We start from the raw sequence: 18864 nt of genomic DNA, 5'->3' as shown, positions 1-18864 counted from the left end.
GTCGCCCGGCGCGAGGCGTACTGTCGCGTGCCCCGGCAGCACAGGCCGGCCTTCGCCAGGCTTTTTTGGCAGGCGGTCCCGGAGGCCGAGCGGCGCGATCCGCACGGCTGCCGGCCCGAACGTGCAAATATCTGCTTTTATCTTGATGAATCGTTTTACCTAGGTGCAAATACGGCGAAAAACCTTAAAACGATGAATGTCTTGTCAAACGAAAAACCCCCTACTAAGGTAGCGATACCCCGACAGGGGACCCTTGCCGGGGCAGAGCGGCCCGCCCGTTTCGGGTCCGCCCCGGCAGACGACAAGAACAACAAGACGGGGGTCGACGCGCCCGGGCCTGCGGCCCCAAGACAGCGTTGTCCCCGGAACAAGGTGTCCCATGGTTGCAGTCATCCAGCCGCCCGCCCTCGCAGGCGATATCCCTGCCCCTCGCTCGCCGCATCTCCTGTGCCTTCATGCCGGCAAAGACGGTGACGCGCTGCCCGGCGCCTTCATGCGCCGCGCCCGGCCGAATCGCCCGGACCACATCCGGCTCCGATGCCGGCGGCCCTGAGGCTCCGTCCCGAAGAAAGCACACGCTAAGCCAAGAAACACGCCTTGCCTACCAACAATCCCAAGAACTGGAAGTCCGTATGTTTCGTCGCAAGTTCCTCGCCACCAGCCTCGCGACTGCCGTCGCCCTGTCCCTGACCGCCCTCCACGGCAATGCCTGGGCGACCACTCCCCAGGCCGCCCCGGGCGATGAGGACTGGGCGCGCCACTCGGTGATCTACCAGATCTACCCGCGCTCCTTCGCCGACGGCGACGGCAACGGCATGGGCGACCTGGCAGGCGTCGTCTCGCGGCTGCCCTACCTGGACAAGCTGGGCGTGGATGCGCTATGGCTGTCGCCCTTCTACAAATCGCCCCAGGCCGACGCCGGCTATGACGTGGCCGACTACCGGGTGGTCGATTCGATGTTCGGCAGCAACGCGGACTTCGAGCGTCTGCTCAAGGAAGCCCACGCCCGCGGCATGAAGGTGATCGTCGACCTGGTACCCAACCACACCTCCGACGAACACGCCTGGTTCCAGGCGGCGCTGAAGTCGCCGCCCGGCAGCCCCGAGCGCGCCCGCTACGTCTTCCGCGACGGCCAGGGCGAGAACGGCGAGCTGCCGCCCAACAACTGGCCGAGCGTGTTCGGCAAGGCCGCCTGGGACCGGGTACCGGGCGAGAAGCAGTGGTACCTGCACCTGTTCGACAGCAAGCAGCCCGACCTGAACTGGGACAACCCGCAGGTGCGCGCCGAGTTCGAGCAGGTGCTGCGCTTCTGGCTGGAGCGTGGCGTGGACGGCTTCCGGGTCGACGTGGCGCACGGCCTGATCAAGGCGAAGGGGCTGCCCGACCTGCCGGTCGAGGAAGGCCGCGAGAATGCCGGCGCGCTGGTCGGCCCGATGTGGGACCAGGACGGCGTGCACGAGATCTACCGCAGCTGGAACAAGGTCCTCGCGGAATACCCCGGCAAGCGCATTATGGTGGCCGAGGCCTGGGTCACCCCGCGCGAGCGCCTGACCCACTACATCCGTTCCGACGAGATGGACCAGGCGTTCAATTTCGAATACCTGATGACCCAATGGAACGCCGGCGCCTTCAAGGAAGTCATCGACAGCTCGATGGCCCTGACCGCCACGGTGGGCGCGCCGACCACCTGGGTGACCTCCAACCACGACACCGTGCGCGCGCCTTCGCGCTACGGCCTCAAGGAGCTGGGCAAGCATGCCCTGCCCGGCAACGGCATCGGTCCCGCCACCGCGCAGCCGGACGAGGCGCTGGGCCTGCGCCGGGCCCGCGCCCTGGCCATGCTGACCCTGGCCCTGCCCGGCTCGACCTACATCTACCAGGGCGAGGAGCTGGGCCTGCCCGAGCACACCACCATGGAAGGCCAGTACCGCCAGGACCCGATGTTCCTGCGCACCCAGGGCGAGGAAGTCGGCCGCGACGGCTGCCGCGTACCGCTGCCCTGGAAGGCGGGCGCCCCGTCCTTCGGCTTCGGCCCGGGCGACAAGACCTGGCTGCCGCAACCCGAGTCCTACGCACGCTACGCCGTGGACCGCCAGGAGGGTGCCGCCGACTCTACGCTGAACCTGTACCGGCAGATCCTCGCGTTGCGCCATGCGCATGCGCTGGGCAACGGCAAGCTGCAGTGGATCGACGCCGGAAAAGACGTGCTGGCCTTCGACAACGGCGACCTGCGCGTGGTGATCAACATGGGCGAGCAGGCCGCCGCGCTGCCGGCAGGCAGCCAGGTGCTGCTGTCCAGCGAGGCGCTGCCGGAGCCGGGCCAACTGCCCGGCAATACCGCGGTCTGGCTGAAGCGCTCGTAAGTACCCCCAGGGGCGGCCCGGACGCTCCGGGCCGCCTCACAACAAGAAAGAAGGACCATCATGAACAAGCTTTCCTGCCTCATCGGCCTGACCGCACTTGTCGGCATCGGGCCCGCACTGGCCAAGGACTTTGTCCTGATCGACAGCGACAAGGCCCCGCAGAACTGGAAGATCGACAGCCAGCAGTTGGGCATCAAGACCGACAAGCCGTTCTCGGTCAGCCTGCGCACCCTGCACGGCGGCCTCCAGGAGGGCGTCAGCCTGATCGACATCGACACCGGCGCCATGACCATCACCGTGGTGCCGACCCGCGGCATGAACGTGCTGCGCGCGGTGGCCGGCGACGTCCGCCTGGGCTGGGACTCGCCGGTCAAGGAGGTGGTCAACCCGGCCTTCATCGAGCAGAACGGCCGCGGCGGCCTCGGCTGGCTGGAGGGCTTCAACGAACTGGTCACCCGCTGCGGCTACGAGTGGGTCGGCCATCCCGGCCTGGACAACGGCGAGCTGCTCACCCTGCACGGCCGGGCGGCGAACATTCCGGCCAGCAAGGTGGTGCTGAGCATCGACGAGCAGCCGCCGTATGCCATCCGCCTCAAGGGCGAGCTGAAGGAGCAGGCCTTCAAGAAGGTCGACTTCAGCGTCGCCACCGAACTCAGCACCGAGCCGGGTGCCACCCGTTTCGTGGTGAACGATACCCTGACCAACAACGGCGACTATCCCAAGGAATACCAGGCGCTCTACCACAACAACTTCGGCACCCCGCTGCTCGAGCAGGGCGCGCGCTTCGTCGCCCCGGTCAAGCAGGTCTCGCCGTTCAACGCCAAGGCCCGCGGCGACCTCGCCGACTGGCAGACCTACCGCGGCCCGACCCGGGACTACGACGAGACCGTCTACAACCTGGTGCCCTACGGCGACGACAAGGGCGACACCCTGGCCGTGCTGCACAACCAGGCCGGCGACCGCGGCGTGCGGGTCGACTACAACGTCCGGCAACTGCCGGTGTTCTCCCTGTGGAAGAACACCGATACCGAGAAACAGGGCTACGTCACCGGCCTCGAGCCCGGCACCAGCTTCTCCTACAACCGCCGCTTCCAGCGCCCGCTCGGCCTGGTGCCGACCATCGGCCCCAAGGAGCAGCGCCAGTTCCGGGTCGGCTTCGCCCTGCTCGCCGACCAGGCGGCCGTGGCGCAGGCCCTCAAGCGGGTCGAGGAAGTCCAGGCCGGCCGGCCGACCGAGGTGCGCGAAGAGCCGCTGGTCGATCTGACCAAGCCGCAGTAAGCCTCTGCTGTAGGCGTAGGGCGGGTGAAACCCGCCAGATGTAGCAAAGGCCTGCACCGAAACCGGCGGGTTGCACCCGCCCTACGAAACGGCCCTCAGGCCGGGGCCGCGCCCTCCAGCAGCACACGCTCCAGATCCGCGGTCGCCTCGACGATGGTCTGGAAGTTGTGCTGCGCCTCCTCGTCGATGGGATTGGCCCGGCCGATCCAGGCGCGCGCCTGGGTCAGCGCGTGGCGGGCCTCCTCCTCGGCCTTGCCGAGCAGGGTGGCGCTGCCCAGCTTGCGCGCGCCGATCAGGCGGCGGGTGGCATTGACGATGCCGCGTGACTTCATGGCGTGTTCCTCGTGACGGATGGATGCGGCGGGGACGATGCCAGCGGCGTGCCAGAACCCCGCAGCCGGCGGCGGCCGGGCCGCGCACGGCCACCCGGCGGCGCCGGCGGACGCCCGAGGGTTCGCCCCGGTACGCCCGCGGCGGCGGAATGTTCCGCGGCGAACATTTCATGCGCGCCCCCTCCCCCGCCCATGAGGTCGCAGCCCCGGCCCGGCGCGGCCTCGGCCATTGCCGCGCCGGCTGGCCCGAATCTCGCTAAAGCCAGTCCGTGGGATGGAAAACCCGTGCAGCGACTCTCCACCGGCCAGCGCCAATGGCGGGAAAGACCTGCGGCCGTTTCCCAGCCCACGGACCAGACGACCCGCCGGATCAAGGAGGTCAGCGTGACATCACCGCCGCACATCCCCGCCGACGCCGGCCACCCCGCGCTGCCGGCGCCCGGCGCCCTCGGCGCTCTGGACCTGCTCGGGCGCCTGCCGATTCCGCTGCGCCGGGCCTTCAAGGCCGGCCTCGACCAGACCCTGGCGGCGCAACGCGCGGCCGGCGGCGAGGCCCTGAACTGCTGCTGCCTGGGCGGCGGCGAGTGGTACAGCCCGTTCGACAGCCTGGCCAGCGAGCGCGACCCGGCGCGCCTGCCGGGCCTGCTGGTCTCGACCATCTACCAGGACATCCTCGCCCCGAGCCTGCTCGCCCACTACGCTCCCGGCCCCGACGCCCGCCCGCTGCCCGAACTGCATCCGGCCTGTGCGGCGGCCGGTCTGGCCGACCCGCTGGGCGCCTTCCGGGTGTTCGCGACGATCCCCTTCGTCTGGCTGGTCGACCGGCGCCGCCTCAAGGGCCGCCGGCCGCCGCGGGTGTGGAGCGACCTGCTCGATCCGCAATGGGCCGGGGAGATCGTCTTCGGCGGCTGGCGGCCGAATCCGCAGGTGCCCTACCAGGACTACAACGCCTACCTGCTGCTGGCCCTGTACCTGGAGTTCGGCCAGAGCGGCCTCGCCACCTTCGCCGGCAACGTCCGCCACCTGCAGCACAACGTGCGCACCGCGACCCAGGCCGGCTCGAACAGCCCGGACGTCGGCGCCATCGCCGTGCTGCCCTGGCTGCAGGCCGAACTCTGCCCGCGCCGCGACCGCACCTCCGTGCTCTGGCCGGAGGACGGCGCGCTGACCATGCCGATCGGCTACCTGCTCAAGCCCGGCTGCGAGGAACGCCTCGCCCCGCTCATCGACTACCTGCACGGCGCGCAGCTCGGCGCCGTGCTCGCCCGCAACTGCTATCCGCCGACCGGCGCCGCGCACGCCCAAGCCTTCCCACCGGGGGCGCGGCTGAAGTGGCCGGGCTGGGCATTCTTCCGCACTCACGACTTCGCCGCCGAACAGCGCCGCGCCGCCGAGCTGTTCTTCGCCGCCCAAGGGGGCCTGCGCCTATGCAACTGATCACCGTGGCCGGCTCGCCGTCGGTCGGCAAGACCTCGGTCATCCTCCAGGTCGCCAAGCTGCTGAAACAGGACGGCCTGGCCGTCGGCGTGGCCAAGTTCGACGCCCTGTCCAGCGACGACGGGCGCCTCTATGCCCAGCACGAGATCCCGGTGGCGGTCGGCCTGGCCGGCGCCCTGTGCCCCGACCACTACTTCGTCTCCAACATCGAGGACTGCCTGGCCTGGGGCCGGCGCCAGGGGCTTGACGTGCTGCTCAGCGAAAGCGCCGGGCTGTGCAACCGCTGCTCGCCGCACATCGAGAACGTGCTGGCGATCTGCGTGGTCGACGCCCTGGCCGGGGTGCACACGCCGAAGAAGATCGGCCCGATGCTGCGCCTGGCCGACCTGGTGGCGATCACCAAGGGCGACATCGTCTCCCAGGTCGAGCGCGAGGTGTTCGCCTTCCACGTGCGCCTGGCCAACCCCGGCGCACCGGCGCTGTTCTGCAACGGCCTGACCGGCCAGGGTGCCGCCGACCTCGCCCGGCACATCCGCGCCGCCGCGCCGACGCCGAGCCTGGACGGCAGCCGCCTGCGCTTCTCGATGCCGGCGGCGGTGTGCCCCTACTGCGTCGGCGAAACCGCCATCGGCGAGACTCACCAGCGCGGCAACGTGAAGAAGATGCGCTTCGCCGACCGGGAGGACGCCCGATGATTCTCGCCGAACAGCCCTTCGCCGCCGTGCTGGAGCGCCATCCGCCGGTGGCCGAGTTCGTCGCCGCCCTCGCCCTGCCGCCGGCCGCGCCCGGTGCCAGCCTCGGCCAGTGGCTGGCCGGCCTGCCCGACGAGGCGCTGTTCGACGCCGGGATGGAGCGCGGGCAGATGCTCGACCACCTCGAGCGGCTGGTCGCCGAGGTACGCGCCATGGCCGAGATGCCGGGCGAGCGGGTCGACAGCCTCACGCTGCTCGGCGGGCGCGACAAGAGCGGCCGCGCCGAGGACCTGAAGCTGGTCTTCCACGCCGGGGAAATCGTCTGCATCGTCGGCCCGACCGGCTCGGGCAAGAGCCGCCTGCTCGCCGACATCGAGTGCCTGGCCCAGGGCGACACGCCGACCGGCCGCCGGGTGCTGGTCAACGGCGCCGAGCCGCCGGCGGAGCGCCGCTACGCGCCGGACCGCAAGCTGGTCGCGCAGCTCTCGCAGAACATGAACTTCGTCGTCGACCTCAGCGTGCGCGAGCTGATCGAGATGCACGCCCGCTGCCGGATGGTCGCCGACCCGGAGGGCCTGGCGCTGACGGTGATCGCCTGCGCCAACGCCCTGACCGGCGAGAAGTTCGCCGCCGACAGCGCCGTCACCCAGCTCTCCGGCGGCCAGACGCGGGCGCTGATGATCGCCGACGCGGCGCTGCTCTCGGCTTCGCCGGTGGTGCTGATCGACGAGATCGAGAACGCCGGGGTCGACCGCAAGCGCGCCCTCGACCTCCTGGTCGGCGGCGCCAAGATCGTCCTGGTCTCCACCCACGACCCGCTGCTCGCCCTGCGCGGCGCGCGGCGGCTGGTGATCCGCAACGGCGGCATCGCCGCGGTGCTCGACACCAGCGTGGCCGAGCGGCGCAACCTGCAGCGCATCGAGCGGCTCGACGCCGCCCTGATGGGCATCCGCGAGCGGCTGCGTGCCGGCCTGCGCATCGAGGAGGAACTGCCATGGGCGGAATGACCCCGCTCCCCGCGCCGGACTCCGCCCTGGGCCTGCTGCTCAACCGCCGCTCCTGCCACAGCGTGCGCGCGCCCGGACCGGACGATGCGGAACTGGAACTGATCCTGCGCGCCGCGCTGCGCGTGCCGGACTTCCAGCGCCTGCGCCCATACCGCTTCCTCGCCGCCCGCGACGAGGGGCTGGACCGCCTGGGCCAGGCCATGCAGCGCGCCGCCGTCGCCGCCGGCAAGAGTGCCGCGGTGATCGAGCGCAGCCTGCGCATGCCGCACCGCGCGCCGCTGGTGATCACCGTGGTGGCCAGCCCGCAGCCGAGCACGGTGGTGCCGCTGCTCGACCAGCAGCTGTGCGCCGCCTGCACCGTGCTGACCCTGCAGCTGGCCGCCCGCGCCCTCGGCTACGGCGGTCTGTGGCGCTCCGGCTGGCTGATGTACGACCGCGGCTTCCACCGCGAGCTGGAGCTGGGCGAGGACGAGCAGATCGTCGGCTTCCTCTATCTGGGTACGCCGCAACACGCCGAGGAGACACCCCATGAGGCTGTGCAAGACCCCCACGACGTCCTCCACTGGATCTAGGCCGATGCCGGCCGTGCACTACGGCATCGAGTTCGAGTACCTGCTGGCCGATACCCGCGGCCCGCAGGCCGGGCGCCTGCGCGACATCCACGCCCTGGATGTGGCCCGGCTCGCCGACCTGCTCGCCGACAAGCCCGGCCTCGGCGACCCGACGCTGGCCGAGGGCGACCTGGGCATCCGCAACGGCTACTGGTATCTGGAAGGCGACGAGCGCTTCGACCTCGACGGGCGCTTCTGCGGCTTCGTCGCCAAGGGCGTGGAGATCCGCACCCCGCCGCGGCCGGGCGTCGCGGCCGCGATCGACTGCCTGCTCGACATCGAGCGCCAGCTCGCCGCGCGCCTCGAGCGCGACGGCCTGGGCCTGGCCATCGCCGGCTTCGATCCGCTGCGCACCCAGTACGGCTACCAGCCGCCGCTCAACGCCTTCGAGCAGCGCCTGCGCGCCGGCGACCGCGAATACCGGGGCATGGAGCTGTCGATGCTGACCTACGGCCCGGACCTCAACCTCTCGCTGCCCGAGTGGAGCACCCGACGCAACCTCGACGCCGCGCGCAAGCTCAACCATTACGCGCCCTACATCGTGCCCTTCAGCTTCAGCTCGCCGTACTGCGCCGGCCGGCCCTGGCACGGCTGGTCGCGACGCACCTGGCTACGCTGCGACCAGCGCCCGGCGGTCAAGCTGTTCCTCGGCCTCGAGGAATACGCCGAGCTGGCCGACCGCTCGCCCCTGCTGCGCCCGGCGCGGCTGGCGCGGGAGGCCGGGCGCATCGAGTTCAAGGCCTTCGACGCGATGCCCTCGGTGGAACTGCTCGCCGCCTGCTGCCACCTGCTGACCGGCCTCTGCCTGGCGGACAACCTGCGCGGGCGCAGCGAAATCCCGGACGTGGCGCTGTACCGCCGCGCCGCGCTGCACGCCTTCGACGATCCCGAGATCCGCAACGGCGCGCGCGCCGCCCTCTACGCCGCCGCCGAAGCCCTCGACCGCGCCGGCAACGCCGCCGCCGTCGAAGGCCTGGCGCCGCTGGCCCGGCTGCTGTCGAACCGCAGCACCCCGGCCCACGCCCTGCGCGCCAGCGGCCGGCTGTTCCACCCCGGCGGGCTGGCCGACAGCCTGCCGCAGGCGGCGGCCTGCTGAGCGGGGCGGATTCGAGGAGGGCGGGACGGAGATAAGGAACGGTGCCGGGCAGAGGCGCGCTCCTGAGCACGACCCGGCAGCCCGCAGGCTTCGTCGTCGGTAGAATCGCCGCTCCATCGACCGACAGGCGGAGCTACACGGATGAGCACCCCCGCTGCAAAGAAAATCCTCTCGCTGCTTTCCGGCATCGCGCTGGCCGTTGCCGGCGCGCTCTTCAGCGATATCCGGCCGCCCGGGACCTTCGGCGCGGCGAAGAAGCTGGCCCAGGAGATCCATGCCGACGACCCGCTCACCTTCTACTGCGGGTGCCGCTACCGGGACAATCGCATCGACCTCGCCAGTTGCGGCTACCGGCCGCGCCAGAACCCGCAGCGCGCCGGCCGGCTGGAATGGGAACACGTGGTTCCCGCCTGGGTCATCGGCCATCAGCGCCAGTGCTGGAAAACCGGCGGACGCGACAATTGTTCGGCCAACGACCCGGTCTTCGCCCGGGCCGAGGCCGACCTGCACAACCTGGTGCCGGAGATCGGCGAGGTCAACGGCGACCGCAGCAACTTCGGCTTCGCCATGCTGGACAAGGCCCCCGACCAGTACGGCCAGTGCCGAATGGTCGTCGACTTCCAGGCCCGCAAGGCCATGCCCCGCGAGGAAGTGCGCGGCGCCGTGGCTCGCACCTATCTCTACATGCACGACCGCTACAAGCTGCGCATGGCCAAGCAGGACCGGCAACTCTACGAGGCCTGGAACCGCCAGTATCCGGTCACCGAGCAGGAGCGCCGGCGCAACCAGAAGGTCGCCTGCCAGATGGGCTGGGGCAATCCCTACGTCGGCGAGGTCGCGCTGTGGCGGTGCGGATTCGGCGGCGCCATGACCGGCCTCCTCGACACCGCCAGGGGCCTGCTGCGGCAAGGGCTGGACGATACCCTGAGCGAGCTGCTGACGCGCTGACCCGGCGGGAATCGGGTTACGATGGCCGCCAGGCTCCCGCGCCGGAGCCTCCCCGGTGCGTGCCCACGCAGGAAGGTGGGCACGCCCAAGGTTTCGCCCCGCACGGCAAGCCCCGCGCGCACCGCCAAGGAAGGATCGCCACCCGCCCCATCACCTTCCAGCACGAAACGACCCGCATGCCTACCCGTCCCACCCGCTGCCTTCCGCTCTGCATCGCCTCCCTGTTGCTCCTCGCCTCCGCCAGCGCCTTTGCACGACAACCATCGCCCGCCGCGAGCGGGTCGCGCCTCGCCACCGCCGAGGTGCAAGCCCTGCTGCGCGAACACAACCGGGCGCGGGCGAACGTCGGGGTCGCGCCCCTGCACTGGTCGGCGCCGGTCGCCAAAAGCGCCCAGCGCTGGGCCGACCACCTCGCCGCCAGCAGCTGCCGCATGCAGCACAGCCGCGGCTCGGGCTACGGCGAAAACCTGTTCATCGGCACGGCCGGCCACTACGGGGTGAAAGACGCCGCCCTGGCCTGGGAACGCGAGAAAAAGCGCTACGACGGCGGCGCGCTGAGGGCGGGCAACACGCAAGGCATCGGCCACTACACCCAGATGGTCTGGCACAACACCCGCCGGCTCGGCTGCGCCCGCAGCCAGTGCGGCGGCCGGGTGATCGTGGTGTGCAACTACGAGCCGGCGGGCAACTATTTTGGGCAGGCGCCGTACTGACGGGCCGGCGTCCGCGCCGGCTGGAAAATCGCGACCCGTTTTCCACCGGCGAGCAGGACGACGCTATGCCGTGTGGCTTGCCGAGGCGGCACCGGCCTGACGGAACACCAAGGCTTTCAAGCCGCTGTCGGCATGGATGTCGGCAAACTCCGGCGGATTTTCCAGCCGCTGTTCGAAGCGCAAGCCGGGCGCCTCGCGGGCTGCATGCTCAATCAGGAAGTCCGGGCCGATGTCCGGATCGTTGATGCAGGCCAGGACGGTGCCTTGCCCGCCGAGCAACTCGGGCAGGCGGCGCAGGATCTTCTGGTAGTCCCTGGTCAGGGAGAAGCTGCCCTTCTGGAAAGAAGGCGGGTCGATGATGACCAGATCGTAAGGGCCGCATTTCTTCACCTTCCCCCACGACTTGAACAGCTCATGGCCCAGAAAGGTCACCCGCGCCAGGTCGTGCCCGTTCAGGCGGTGATTGTCCCGTCCGCGGCTCAAGGCCGCCCTGGCCATGTCCAGGTTCACCACATGCTCGGCACCGCCGGCAATCGCGGCGACGGAAAACCCGCAGGTGTAGGCGAACAGATTCAGCACGCGCTTGCCCTGGGCCTGGGCCTGCACCCAGCGGCGCCCGTAGCGCATGTCCAGGAACAGGCCATTGTTCTGTTTCCGGCCCAGCTCCAGCCGGTAGCGCAGGCCATTCTCGGTGATCGGCCATTCCTCCACCGCCTCGCCCAGCAGCACCTCCGTCGGGCTGTCCGGCCGGTAACGGTGGTGCAGCAACAGCGCATGCGCGTTGCTGTGCCGCCAGGCGGGCGACTCGGCAAGTGCCACGAGCATCCGGCGCAACGCGACCCCCTCAGACTCCGCCGGCTCGCGGAACAGCGACACCAGCAGCACGCCCTGCAACCAGTCGACGGTGACCTGCTCGAGCCCCGACCAGCGGCGCCCCCGCCCGTGGAACAGACGACGCGCCTCGTCGGGGGCGGGGCTCAAGGCGGCGAGCAGATGCTGGTGCAGGGTATCGAGGGCTTCTGGATTCATGGGAGATCATCGCGGGTACGTTGCCCGCATTTTAAACGCAGACGGGGTTTCTCCCACGGCAAAAGGCCGGGAGCCAGGATCGGGACGGGTATTCGAGGCCGCCAGTAGACAAGCAGAGCGTCGTCCACCCTAGCCGAGCGGACTGCCCGCGCAGGCTGGAAAACCAGCGAGCGCGGCGGCCCATCGGCAGCGCCGTGAGCCTCCGCGACAGCCTGCTTGAGCGTCGGAACGGGGGGACAGCCTCAATCAATAACCCCGTCCCCTTTGTCCCGAAACGCGGGTCTGTCCCGATTAACGCCCCTCATCCCCCAAACCGCTCCGGCACCAGCCGCCGCATCGGCCGCCCCACCGCCTCCCGAAAGCGCGGGCTGTGCAGGCAGACGCCGCCGAGCAGGCCGACCAGGCAGCCCAGCACGGTATCGACGAAGCGGGCGCCGATCAGCGCCGTGGCGGAATCCTGGCCCAGGGTGGCCGCTTCGGCCAGGAGGATGGTCAGCGGGGTGACGAAGACGACGGCGAAGCCGTAGTGGCGGACCACCGCCGTTTCGATCACGAAACACAGCACCATCAGGGTCAGGGCGATGCTCCACTTGTCCAGCGGCAGCAACAGCAGGACCCAGGCCACCAGCAGGCCGACGCTGGTGCCCAGCACCCGGTGCAACTGTCGGTTCCAGACCGCCTGCAGCGACGCGCCCTGGATGACCGCCAGGCAACTGACCGGCACCCAGTAGGCATTCTCCAGGTGCAGGAGTTGGGCGATGGCCAGCGAGAGGCCGACGAACAGGCCGATCCACACCGAGTCGAACACCACGAAATCGAAGCTGGGCCGCGGCAACGGCGGGGCCGGATTGGGCGCTTGCAGGCGCAGGCTGTAGAGGCTGTAGAAGAAGGCGATCAGGCAGGCCAGCAGGGTCCCCATGCCGATCAGGCCGACCATCAGCGGCACCTGCAGCATCTCCACCGGCGTATAGGCGCCGATCGACGCCGCCATGATGAAGAACATGCTGCCGGGTATCCCCACGCCGTAGAAGCGGCAGAGCATGGTGACCAGGATGGTGGCGAAGACCAGCGCCGGCACCATCAGCGGCGGGAAGAAGTTGCTCATCACGCCCAGCGTGTAGCAGCCGATCATCGCGAAGGCGCAGGCCATTAGCATCACCATCCGGTGATAGAGCGGCGTGTTCGGCAGGTAGAGGAACACCAGCCCGCCGAGCGAGGAGACCAGCCCGTAGTCCATGCGCTCCAGGTAGGCGCCGATCAGCAGCGGCAGGCCCGTGGCCAGCGCCGCGGCGAAGGGCATCTGCCAGATCCGGTCGCTGGGGTTGATCGTCACCAGGTGCCGCCACTGTGCCTGCAGCAGTCCTTTCAGCTCAGCCCGTTTGCCGTGCATCTTGCCTCTCTTGCCCGAAAAGCCGGGATCGTGGTCGTCGAGGTATGCGGATCGTTGCGGGCGCCTGCGGATCGCCATGGCCCGTCTCCACTGTACAAGACGCCCACGAAAAAGCCGCTGCCCCCTTGCGAAAGCAGCGGCTCCCGTACCGCCTGGAGCGCCCTTGCTGCCGGGCGCTACGGCTCCGTGAACCTCAGCAGGCGCCGTTTCAGGCTTTCGTTCTCGGCGCGCAGGCGCGTCACTTCGTCGAGCAAATCCAGCGCCACGGCCACCGCCTGCCAGTCGAGTTGCAGCTCCCGTTGCAGGCGCAGCGCCTGGCGCAGCCGGTCCAGGGCGGCGGGATCGAAGCGCCAGTCCCGGGGGCTGCCGCCGCCCGGCTCGACGATGCCGTGTTCGACGATCTCGACCAGGCTGGCGGCGGGCGTCTCGACCAGCAGGCAGCATTCTTCCAGGGTCAGTTGCACGGTCAGGGTTGTGCTCATTCTGGCTTGCTCCATTGGCTACGCGGGTCGAAGCCCGCCGCGTCGCGCAGCTGGGTCCAGAGCTTGTGGGCGTGTTCGTCGCTGCGCGGCGGCATCACCACCTTCAGTACGGCATAGAGATTGCCGACGCCGTGCTTGTCCTTCAGCCCCTTGCCCTTGATGCGCAGGCGCTGCCCGCTCTGGCTGTCCGGCGGGATGCTCAGGTGGATGCGGCCGGACAGCGTCGGCACTTCGATCCGCGCGCCCAGTGCGGCCTCCCAGGGCGCCAGGGGGACGGTGAGGATGAGGTCGTGGCCTTCGACGTCGAAGAGCGGGTGGGGAACCAGGCGGATGAACAGATACAGGTCGCCGCTCGGTCCGCCGTTGACGCCCAGCCCGCCCTGGCCCTTGAGGCGGATGCGCTCGCCATCGGCGACCCCGGCGGGAATCTTGACGTTGAGGCTCTTGTGCCGGTCGGTTCGCTGGCCGTGTTCGTCGAAGCTGGGCACCCGGTAGTCGATCGGCTTGCTGTGCTCGCCAAGGGTTTCCTCGAGGAACACCGGCAGTTCCAGCTCGATGTCCCGGCCCCGCCGGGGCGCCTGGGCGTGCTGATGGCTACCCGGCCGGCCGCCGAAGATCGACTCGAAGAAGTCGGAGAAATCGCCGCCGAAATGCTCGTGCGCCCCGCCGAAACCGTGCGCCCGCTGCCAGCCCGGCGGCACCTCGAACTGCTCGCCGGCGCGGCCGTACTGGCGAAGCTGATCGTACTCGGCGCGCTTCTCCGCACTGCTCAGCACCTCGTAGGCCTCGGCCACCTCCTTGAACCGGTTCTCCGCGCCGGCCTCCTTGTTCATGTCCGGGTGATACTTGCGCGCCAGCCGGCGGTAGGCCGTCTTGATGGTCTTCTCGTCGGCCGTGGGCTCCACGCCGAGAGTCACGTAATAGTCCTTGAACTCCATGGAAGCTCCTCAGGTTCGCTCGCTCTCAGTCTAGGCGCGCCACCGAGGGACAGGATCAAGCAGAAGACGGTTACAGGCGGATGACGCTGCCCGCCATATCCCCACCCGACGTAAGTCGATTGCCTGCAACGCCCCTGCTGCGTCATAGTGACGCAAGCTTACATGTAGGCACCTATTGAAAAGCCCATGCCTTCCGGAGGTAACGATGATCGCCGATCCGATTGTTTCCAGCGCCCTGGTCGTGGTTCTTCTCGCCTTTTCCGTATACCTGGCCACCGGGCCACGCCGCCCCGCATCCGGCCCGGATATCCCCGAAAACGACATGCCGCGCGCCGAAACGAACCCGTCCGGCCGGGACGAGGGCGCCAAGCTCCCGGTGCTGTACCGGGGCAAGCGGAGTTTGTGCATCTGAGGCCAGCCCGGTTCGGGCTGCGGGCCTGAGGGTGAGCGTTGTCCACCGGAGAGCATCCGGGCTGCCTTGCTGGTTATGATGGCTCCCTCGCTCCTGCGTAGAAGCCAACCCTCTGGACGCTCCGCGTCCGACCGCCGGAGCGGCTTGGAGTGCGTGCCCACGCGGGAGCGTGGGCACGATCAACACAAAAAAACTACTCCTCCAACAAAGCCCCCACACAATCAAGCACCTGCTGCACGATCTCGGCGGGTGCATTTTCCTTGAAGGTGGCCCGGTGTACCCGCCAGTCCAGGGTGCGAACCTGATGGCTGTGGATATTTCCCTGGGTGTCGGTTCCCGTTCCCATCAGGGTGATCAGGAATCCGTGGCTGCGCGCCTGCTGCACCGCGCCCTGGGAGATCGGGCACACCAGGGCCAGTCCAAACGCCTCGTTGAATTCGCGCTTCGACAACACCAGGCAATAGTGCTCGCCCAGCATCTCGCGCCCGGTGGAGGGGTCGAAGTTCAGGTGCCAGATTTCGCCACGACCCGGAACGGCAGGCGGGCGCTTCACCATTGCTCGTCCCCGGCCGCCGCCATGGCATCCCAACCCTCGGCCCGGGCATCTTTCGGCGTTTCGGCGATCAGTTCGGCCAGGGTCGGTTTCTTGCGGGCCGGCTTGATAACTAAGGCGTCCCCCTCGATCTTCCAGACCATCTGGCAGCCGGCCGACAGTTGGTTCTGCGCGGCGAAGGCCGCCGGCACGGCCAGAATCAGCGATCCGCCGGAGCGGCGCAGTGCAACGGTACCCATAGCGGGAGCCTCCTCAGGTTTTCCGAAAGTATAACCAAGGTTTTACAGATGGAAAACCAGCAGGAGAAAGCCGAGCCGGGCTACGGATGCCGAAGCCGACACACAACGGCAGGTCGGTGTGGCGGCGCCTATGCCGGTCGCAGCCTGTTCGACCTGCTCCAAGGGCGCCGTGCCGGCTTTCTATTGGTTGCTATGTGTTGGCGACGAAGCGGTCGATGCCGTCGCTGCAGATCGGGCTGCAATAGTCCACCGCCAGCAGCGGTCCACGAATCACTCTCGCCAGTCAGCCTTGCTGGCCTCCAGCAGGGCAGCCCAGTCATCCGGTGGATGGCCGCGTTGGAGCATTTTCTGAAAGACGCTATACGGGTCGGTCTTGCTGCCCGAGGAACGCAGGGTGTTCTCGTCGTTCACCCAGGCAAAGACGATGATCCGGGCCTTGGAGTCGAAGCGGAAGAAAAGGCGAAAGCGCCGTCCGATCCTGGCCCGACGCCAATGGCGGAAGGCCGTGCCCATGGTGTTGCCCTGCCGGTACTCGTCGCGCCCCGGGTCGCTCGGAACGATGTCCAGAATCAGTTTCGACAGTGCGCCGAACAGCTTGGTGTTGGCGTTCGATTCATGACCGGCGGGATCTTGCAAGCGGGCACGCTCGACGGCGGCCTCCAGGGAGCGGAGTTGTTCGATCAGGCATTGGTGGAAGAGCAGAGTCCAGCCGTGGCGCCGAATCACAATGCCACATCGCCATCGATTTCCTCGTCGAGGTCGATGGGGCTATCCAGGCTGGCCAGCATCGAGCGCGCAAGATCCTCCGGCAGGGCCGTCATGTGCTGCCCGGATCGAATGTCCTGCTCCAGCAGACGGAGAAAACCGGCGATTGCAGGATCGTCGTGATCCTCATCCGCTACGCGGGAGACGATGACCTGCGAGCCCACCAGATCGAACGCGACTTTGCCGCCCAGATCCACGCCCAGCGCTTGTCGAATCGACTTGGGCAGAGTGATTTGCCCCTTGGCGGTAATGGTGGCGACGCCATGAATGCTGGCCATGCTGGAACCCTCCTGATTTCGCGCAAAAGTAAGGAATAATCCTTACCCCGTCAATGACCGTCTGCCTTCCATGGGACGGAAGCAGGCTTTGGCCTGCCTCGAACCGCCGACCTCTTCGATAAAAAAGCCGCTGCCTCCTCACGGAAACAGCGGCTCCTGTCTTACCTCGAACGCTACTACTGCCGGGCGCCGCGCACGCCTTCGGCCAGTTCGCGACACAACCCCAGCACATCCCCCACTGCCTGCTCCTTGCTGGCAGCCTTGGCGATGCGGTCGACCAGCGCCGAGCCCACCACCACGCCGTCGGCCAGGCGGGCGACGCTGGCGGCGTGTTCCGGGCTGCGGATGCCGAAGCCGATGCACACCGGCAGGTCGGTGTGGCGGCGCAGGCGGACGACGGCCTGCTCGACGTGCGCCAGGGTGGCGGCGCCGGCGCCGGTGACACCGGCCACGGAGACGTAGTAGACGAAGCCAGAGCTGCCGGCGAGCACCACCGGCAGGCGCTCGTCGTCGGTGGTCGGGGTGGTCAGGCGGATGAAGTCGAGGCCGGCGGCCTGGGCCGGGTCGCACAGCTCGTCGTTGTGCTCCGGTGGCAGGTCGACCACGATCAGGCCGTCGACGCCGGCTTCCCTGGCATCGGCGATGAAGCGTGCGACGCCGTAGGCGTAGATCGGGTTGTAGTAGCCCATCAGCACCAGCGGGGTGTCCTGGTTGCCGGTGCGGAACTCGCGCACCATCTGCAGGGTTTTCACCATGTTCTGCTTGCCGCCGAGGGCGCGGATGTTGGCCAGCTGGATCGCCGGGCCGTCGGCCATCGGGTCGGTGAAAGGCATGCCCAGCTCGATCACGTCGGCGCCGGCCTCCGGCAGGCCCTTGAGGATGGCCAGGGAGGCGTCGTAGTCCGGGTCGCCGGCGGTGACGAAGGTGACCAGGGCGGCGCGGTTGGCTTGCTTCAGTTCGGCGAAGCGGGTCTGCAGGCGGCTCATGCGTGCTTCTCCAGTTTGTCCTGCATGTGGTGCATCACGGTCTGCATGTCCTTGTCGCCGCGGCCGGACAGGTTGATCACCATCAGGTGCTCCTTCGGCAGCGTCGGCGCGCGCTTGAAGGCTTCGGCAAGGGCGTGGGAGGACTCCAGCGCCGGGATGATGCCTTCCAGACGGCAGCACTGGTGGAAGGCCTCCAGCGCCTCGTGGTCGGTGATCGGCACGTATTCGACGCGCTTGATCTCGTGCAGCCAGGCGTGTTCCGGGCCGACGCCGGGGTAGTCGAGGCCGGCGGAGATCGAGTGGGCATCGGTGATCTGGCCGTCCTCGTCCTGCAGCAGGAAGGTGCGGTTGCCGTGCAGCACGCCCGGCGCGCCACCGGCCATGCTGGCGGCGTGCTTGCCGGTGTCGATGCCGTGACCGGCCGCCTCGACGCCGACGATCCGCACGCTGGCGTCATCGAGGAAGGGGTGGAACAGGCCGATGGCGTTGGAGCCGCCGCCGATGCAGGCGACCAGCGAGTCGGGCAGGCGGCCTTCCTTTTCCATGATCTGCGCGCGCACTTCGTTGCCGATCACCGACTGGAAGTCGCGGACCATCGCCGGGTAGGGGTGCGGGCCGGCGGCGGTGCCGATCAGGTAGAAGGTGCTCTCGACGTTGGTCACCCAGTCGCGCAGCGCCTCGTTCATGGCGTCCTTCAGGGTGCCGGTGCCGGCGACCACTGGGATGACCTCGGCGCCCAGCAGCTTCATACGGAACACGTTGGCCTGCTGGCGTTCGATGTCGGTGGTGCCCATGTACACCACGCACTGCATGCCGAAACGCGCGGCCACGGTGGCGGTGGCCACGCCGTGCATGCCGGCGCCGGTCTCGGCGATGATGCGCTGCTTGCCCATGCGCTTGGCCAGGAGGATCTGGCCGATGCAGTTGTTGATCTTGTGCGCGCCGGTGTGGTTCAGGTCTTCGCGCTTGAGGAAGATCTTCGCGCCGCCGAAGTGCTCGGTCAGGCGTTCGGCGAAGTACAGCGGGCTGGCGCGGCCGATGTAGTCGCGCTGGAAGTAGGCGAGTTCTTCGAGGAAGGCCGGATCGCTCTTCGCCTTCTCGTATTCCGCCGCCAGCGAATTGATCAGCGGCATCAGAGTTTCGGCGACGAACTGGCCGCCGAACTGGCCGAACAGGCCTTTTTCGTCGGGGCCGGTGCGGTAGGAAGTCTCGGTCATGGGTGCTCCCGGGATGTGCGGAGGGGCAGGCGGTGTGCTTTTCACGGTCCACCTGCGATGTGTCACACGTTAACCAATGGTGCGCCCGGCGAAAAGCG

At 68.7% G+C, this 18864-nt stretch carries 21 protein-coding genes and 1 pseudogene; 10 read left to right on the top strand and 12 right to left on the bottom strand.

Annotated elements, in window-relative coordinates:
* The first annotated feature begins 632 nt into the window (after nt 1-632).
* Nucleotides 633-2363: a glycoside hydrolase family 13 protein gene (locus BMY22_RS06670; RefSeq protein ID WP_090620565.1), complete on the top strand. Its 1731-nt coding sequence runs from the start codon at nt 633-635 to the stop codon at nt 2361-2363.
* A 60-nt stretch (nt 2364-2423) separates the two neighbouring features.
* On the top strand, nt 2424-3641 hold the full coding sequence (locus BMY22_RS06665) for an aldose 1-epimerase family protein (RefSeq protein ID WP_090620563.1): 1218 nt from the start codon (nt 2424-2426) through the stop codon (nt 3639-3641).
* A 95-nt stretch (nt 3642-3736) separates the two neighbouring features.
* On the opposite strand, the gene BMY22_RS06660 is transcribed toward BMY22_RS06665, so the two are convergent.
* Complete coding sequence (locus BMY22_RS06660) at nt 3737-3973, bottom strand: hypothetical protein (RefSeq protein ID WP_090620561.1); 237 nt, start codon at nt 3971-3973, stop codon at nt 3737-3739.
* 285 nt (nt 3974-4258) lie between these two features.
* Between BMY22_RS06660 and BMY22_RS06655 the strand changes: the two genes are divergently transcribed.
* The 7 genes from BMY22_RS06655 (at nt 4259) to BMY22_RS06625 (ending at nt 10477) form a co-directional block, all read left to right on the top strand.
* Nucleotides 4259-5410, top strand: a complete 1152-nt coding sequence (locus tag BMY22_RS06655) for an ABC transporter substrate-binding protein (protein WP_244158813.1) — start codon at nt 4259-4261, stop codon at nt 5408-5410.
* Nucleotides 5401-6105, top strand: coding sequence for a GTP-binding protein (locus tag BMY22_RS06650; RefSeq protein WP_090620558.1), 705 nt, complete (start codon nt 5401-5403; stop codon nt 6103-6105). The genes BMY22_RS06655 and BMY22_RS06650 overlap by 10 nt, the downstream gene beginning before the upstream one ends.
* Nucleotides 6102-7109 (top strand): ATP-binding cassette domain-containing protein, encoded by a 1008-nt coding sequence (locus BMY22_RS06645; RefSeq protein ID WP_090620556.1) that lies wholly within the window; start codon nt 6102-6104, stop codon nt 7107-7109. Before BMY22_RS06650 ends, BMY22_RS06645 begins: the two co-directional genes overlap by 4 nt.
* Nucleotides 7097-7681 carry a nitroreductase family protein gene (locus tag BMY22_RS06640; RefSeq protein WP_244158812.1) on the top strand — a complete coding sequence of 195 codons (585 nt, stop codon included), beginning with the start codon at nt 7097-7099 and terminating at the stop codon, nt 7679-7681. The genes BMY22_RS06645 and BMY22_RS06640 overlap by 13 nt, the downstream gene beginning before the upstream one ends.
* Before the next feature lie 4 nt (nt 7682-7685).
* On the top strand, nt 7686-8816 hold the full coding sequence (locus tag BMY22_RS06635) for a glutamate-cysteine ligase family protein (RefSeq protein ID WP_244158811.1): 1131 nt from the start codon (nt 7686-7688) through the stop codon (nt 8814-8816).
* Nucleotides 8817-8957: 141 nt separating this feature from the next.
* On the top strand, nt 8958-9764 hold the full coding sequence (locus tag BMY22_RS06630) for an endonuclease (RefSeq protein ID WP_090620552.1): 807 nt from the start codon (nt 8958-8960) through the stop codon (nt 9762-9764).
* A 176-nt stretch (nt 9765-9940) separates the two neighbouring features.
* Nucleotides 9941-10477, top strand: a complete 537-nt coding sequence (locus BMY22_RS06625) for a CAP domain-containing protein (RefSeq protein WP_090620550.1) — start codon at nt 9941-9943, stop codon at nt 10475-10477.
* Nucleotides 10478-10540: 63 nt separating this feature from the next.
* Here BMY22_RS06625 and BMY22_RS06620 read toward each other — a convergent pair whose 3' ends face one another.
* The 4 genes from BMY22_RS06620 to cbpA form a co-directional block, all read right to left on the bottom strand.
* Nucleotides 10541-11506, bottom strand: coding sequence for a class I SAM-dependent methyltransferase (locus tag BMY22_RS06620; protein WP_090620548.1), 966 nt, complete (start codon nt 11504-11506; stop codon nt 10541-10543).
* 301 nt (nt 11507-11807) lie between these two features.
* Nucleotides 11808-12896, bottom strand: a complete 1089-nt coding sequence (locus BMY22_RS06615) for an FUSC family protein (RefSeq protein WP_090620717.1) — start codon at nt 12894-12896, stop codon at nt 11808-11810.
* A gap of 176 nt (nt 12897-13072) precedes the next feature.
* Nucleotides 13073-13393, bottom strand: coding sequence for a chaperone modulator CbpM (locus tag BMY22_RS06610; RefSeq protein WP_090620546.1), 321 nt, complete (start codon nt 13391-13393; stop codon nt 13073-13075).
* Nucleotides 13375-14316 carry a curved DNA-binding protein gene (gene cbpA / locus BMY22_RS06605; RefSeq protein WP_090620544.1) on the bottom strand — a complete coding sequence of 314 codons (942 nt, stop codon included), beginning with the start codon at nt 14314-14316 and terminating at the stop codon, nt 13375-13377. Before cbpA ends, BMY22_RS06610 begins: the two co-directional genes overlap by 19 nt.
* 205 nt (nt 14317-14521) lie before the next feature.
* Here cbpA and BMY22_RS06600 point away from each other — a divergent pair, with 205 nt between their 5' ends.
* Nucleotides 14522-14728, top strand: a complete 207-nt coding sequence (locus BMY22_RS06600; RefSeq protein WP_090620542.1) for a hypothetical protein — start codon at nt 14522-14524, stop codon at nt 14726-14728.
* Nucleotides 14729-14921: 193 nt separating this feature from the next.
* On the opposite strand, the gene BMY22_RS06595 is transcribed toward BMY22_RS06600, so the two are convergent.
* The 7 genes and pseudogenes from BMY22_RS06595 to trpB all read right to left on the bottom strand — a co-directional run bounded on the left by BMY22_RS06595 (nt 14922) and on the right by trpB (nt 18766).
* Nucleotides 14922-15284, bottom strand: coding sequence for a type II toxin-antitoxin system PemK/MazF family toxin (locus BMY22_RS06595; RefSeq protein ID WP_090620540.1), 363 nt, complete (start codon nt 15282-15284; stop codon nt 14922-14924).
* Nucleotides 15278-15520 carry an AbrB/MazE/SpoVT family DNA-binding domain-containing protein gene (locus BMY22_RS06590; RefSeq protein WP_090620539.1) on the bottom strand — a complete coding sequence of 81 codons (243 nt, stop codon included), beginning with the start codon at nt 15518-15520 and terminating at the stop codon, nt 15278-15280. Before BMY22_RS06590 ends, BMY22_RS06595 begins: the two co-directional genes overlap by 7 nt.
* Before the next feature lie 76 nt (nt 15521-15596).
* Nucleotides 15597-15697, bottom strand: a pseudogene (gene trpA / locus BMY22_RS25355) (tryptophan synthase subunit alpha); the annotation flags it as partial.
* 93 nt (nt 15698-15790) lie between these two features.
* Nucleotides 15791-16243 (bottom strand): type II toxin-antitoxin system YhaV family toxin, encoded by a 453-nt coding sequence (locus BMY22_RS06585; RefSeq protein ID WP_090620715.1) that lies wholly within the window; start codon nt 16241-16243, stop codon nt 15791-15793.
* Nucleotides 16243-16563, bottom strand: coding sequence for a type II toxin-antitoxin system PrlF family antitoxin (locus BMY22_RS06580; protein WP_090620537.1), 321 nt, complete (start codon nt 16561-16563; stop codon nt 16243-16245). Before BMY22_RS06580 ends, BMY22_RS06585 begins: the two co-directional genes overlap by 1 nt.
* Before the next feature lie 176 nt (nt 16564-16739).
* Nucleotides 16740-17549 carry a tryptophan synthase subunit alpha gene (gene trpA, locus BMY22_RS06575; protein ID WP_090620536.1) on the bottom strand — a complete coding sequence of 270 codons (810 nt, stop codon included), beginning with the start codon at nt 17547-17549 and terminating at the stop codon, nt 16740-16742.
* Nucleotides 17546-18766 carry a tryptophan synthase subunit beta gene (trpB, locus tag BMY22_RS06570; RefSeq protein ID WP_090620534.1) on the bottom strand — a complete coding sequence of 407 codons (1221 nt, stop codon included), beginning with the start codon at nt 18764-18766 and terminating at the stop codon, nt 17546-17548. The genes trpA (BMY22_RS06575) and trpB overlap by 4 nt, the downstream gene beginning before the upstream one ends.
* Nucleotides 18767-18864 lie beyond the last annotated feature (98 nt).

Origin of the sequence: Azotobacter beijerinckii, assembly GCF_900110885.1 — a bacterium.
In the GTDB taxonomy this organism is placed as follows: domain Bacteria; phylum Pseudomonadota; class Gammaproteobacteria; order Pseudomonadales; family Pseudomonadaceae; genus Azotobacter; species Azotobacter beijerinckii.
Note: the sequence above shows the minus strand (reverse complement) of the source record. Positions and strands in the feature narration are given on the sequence as shown.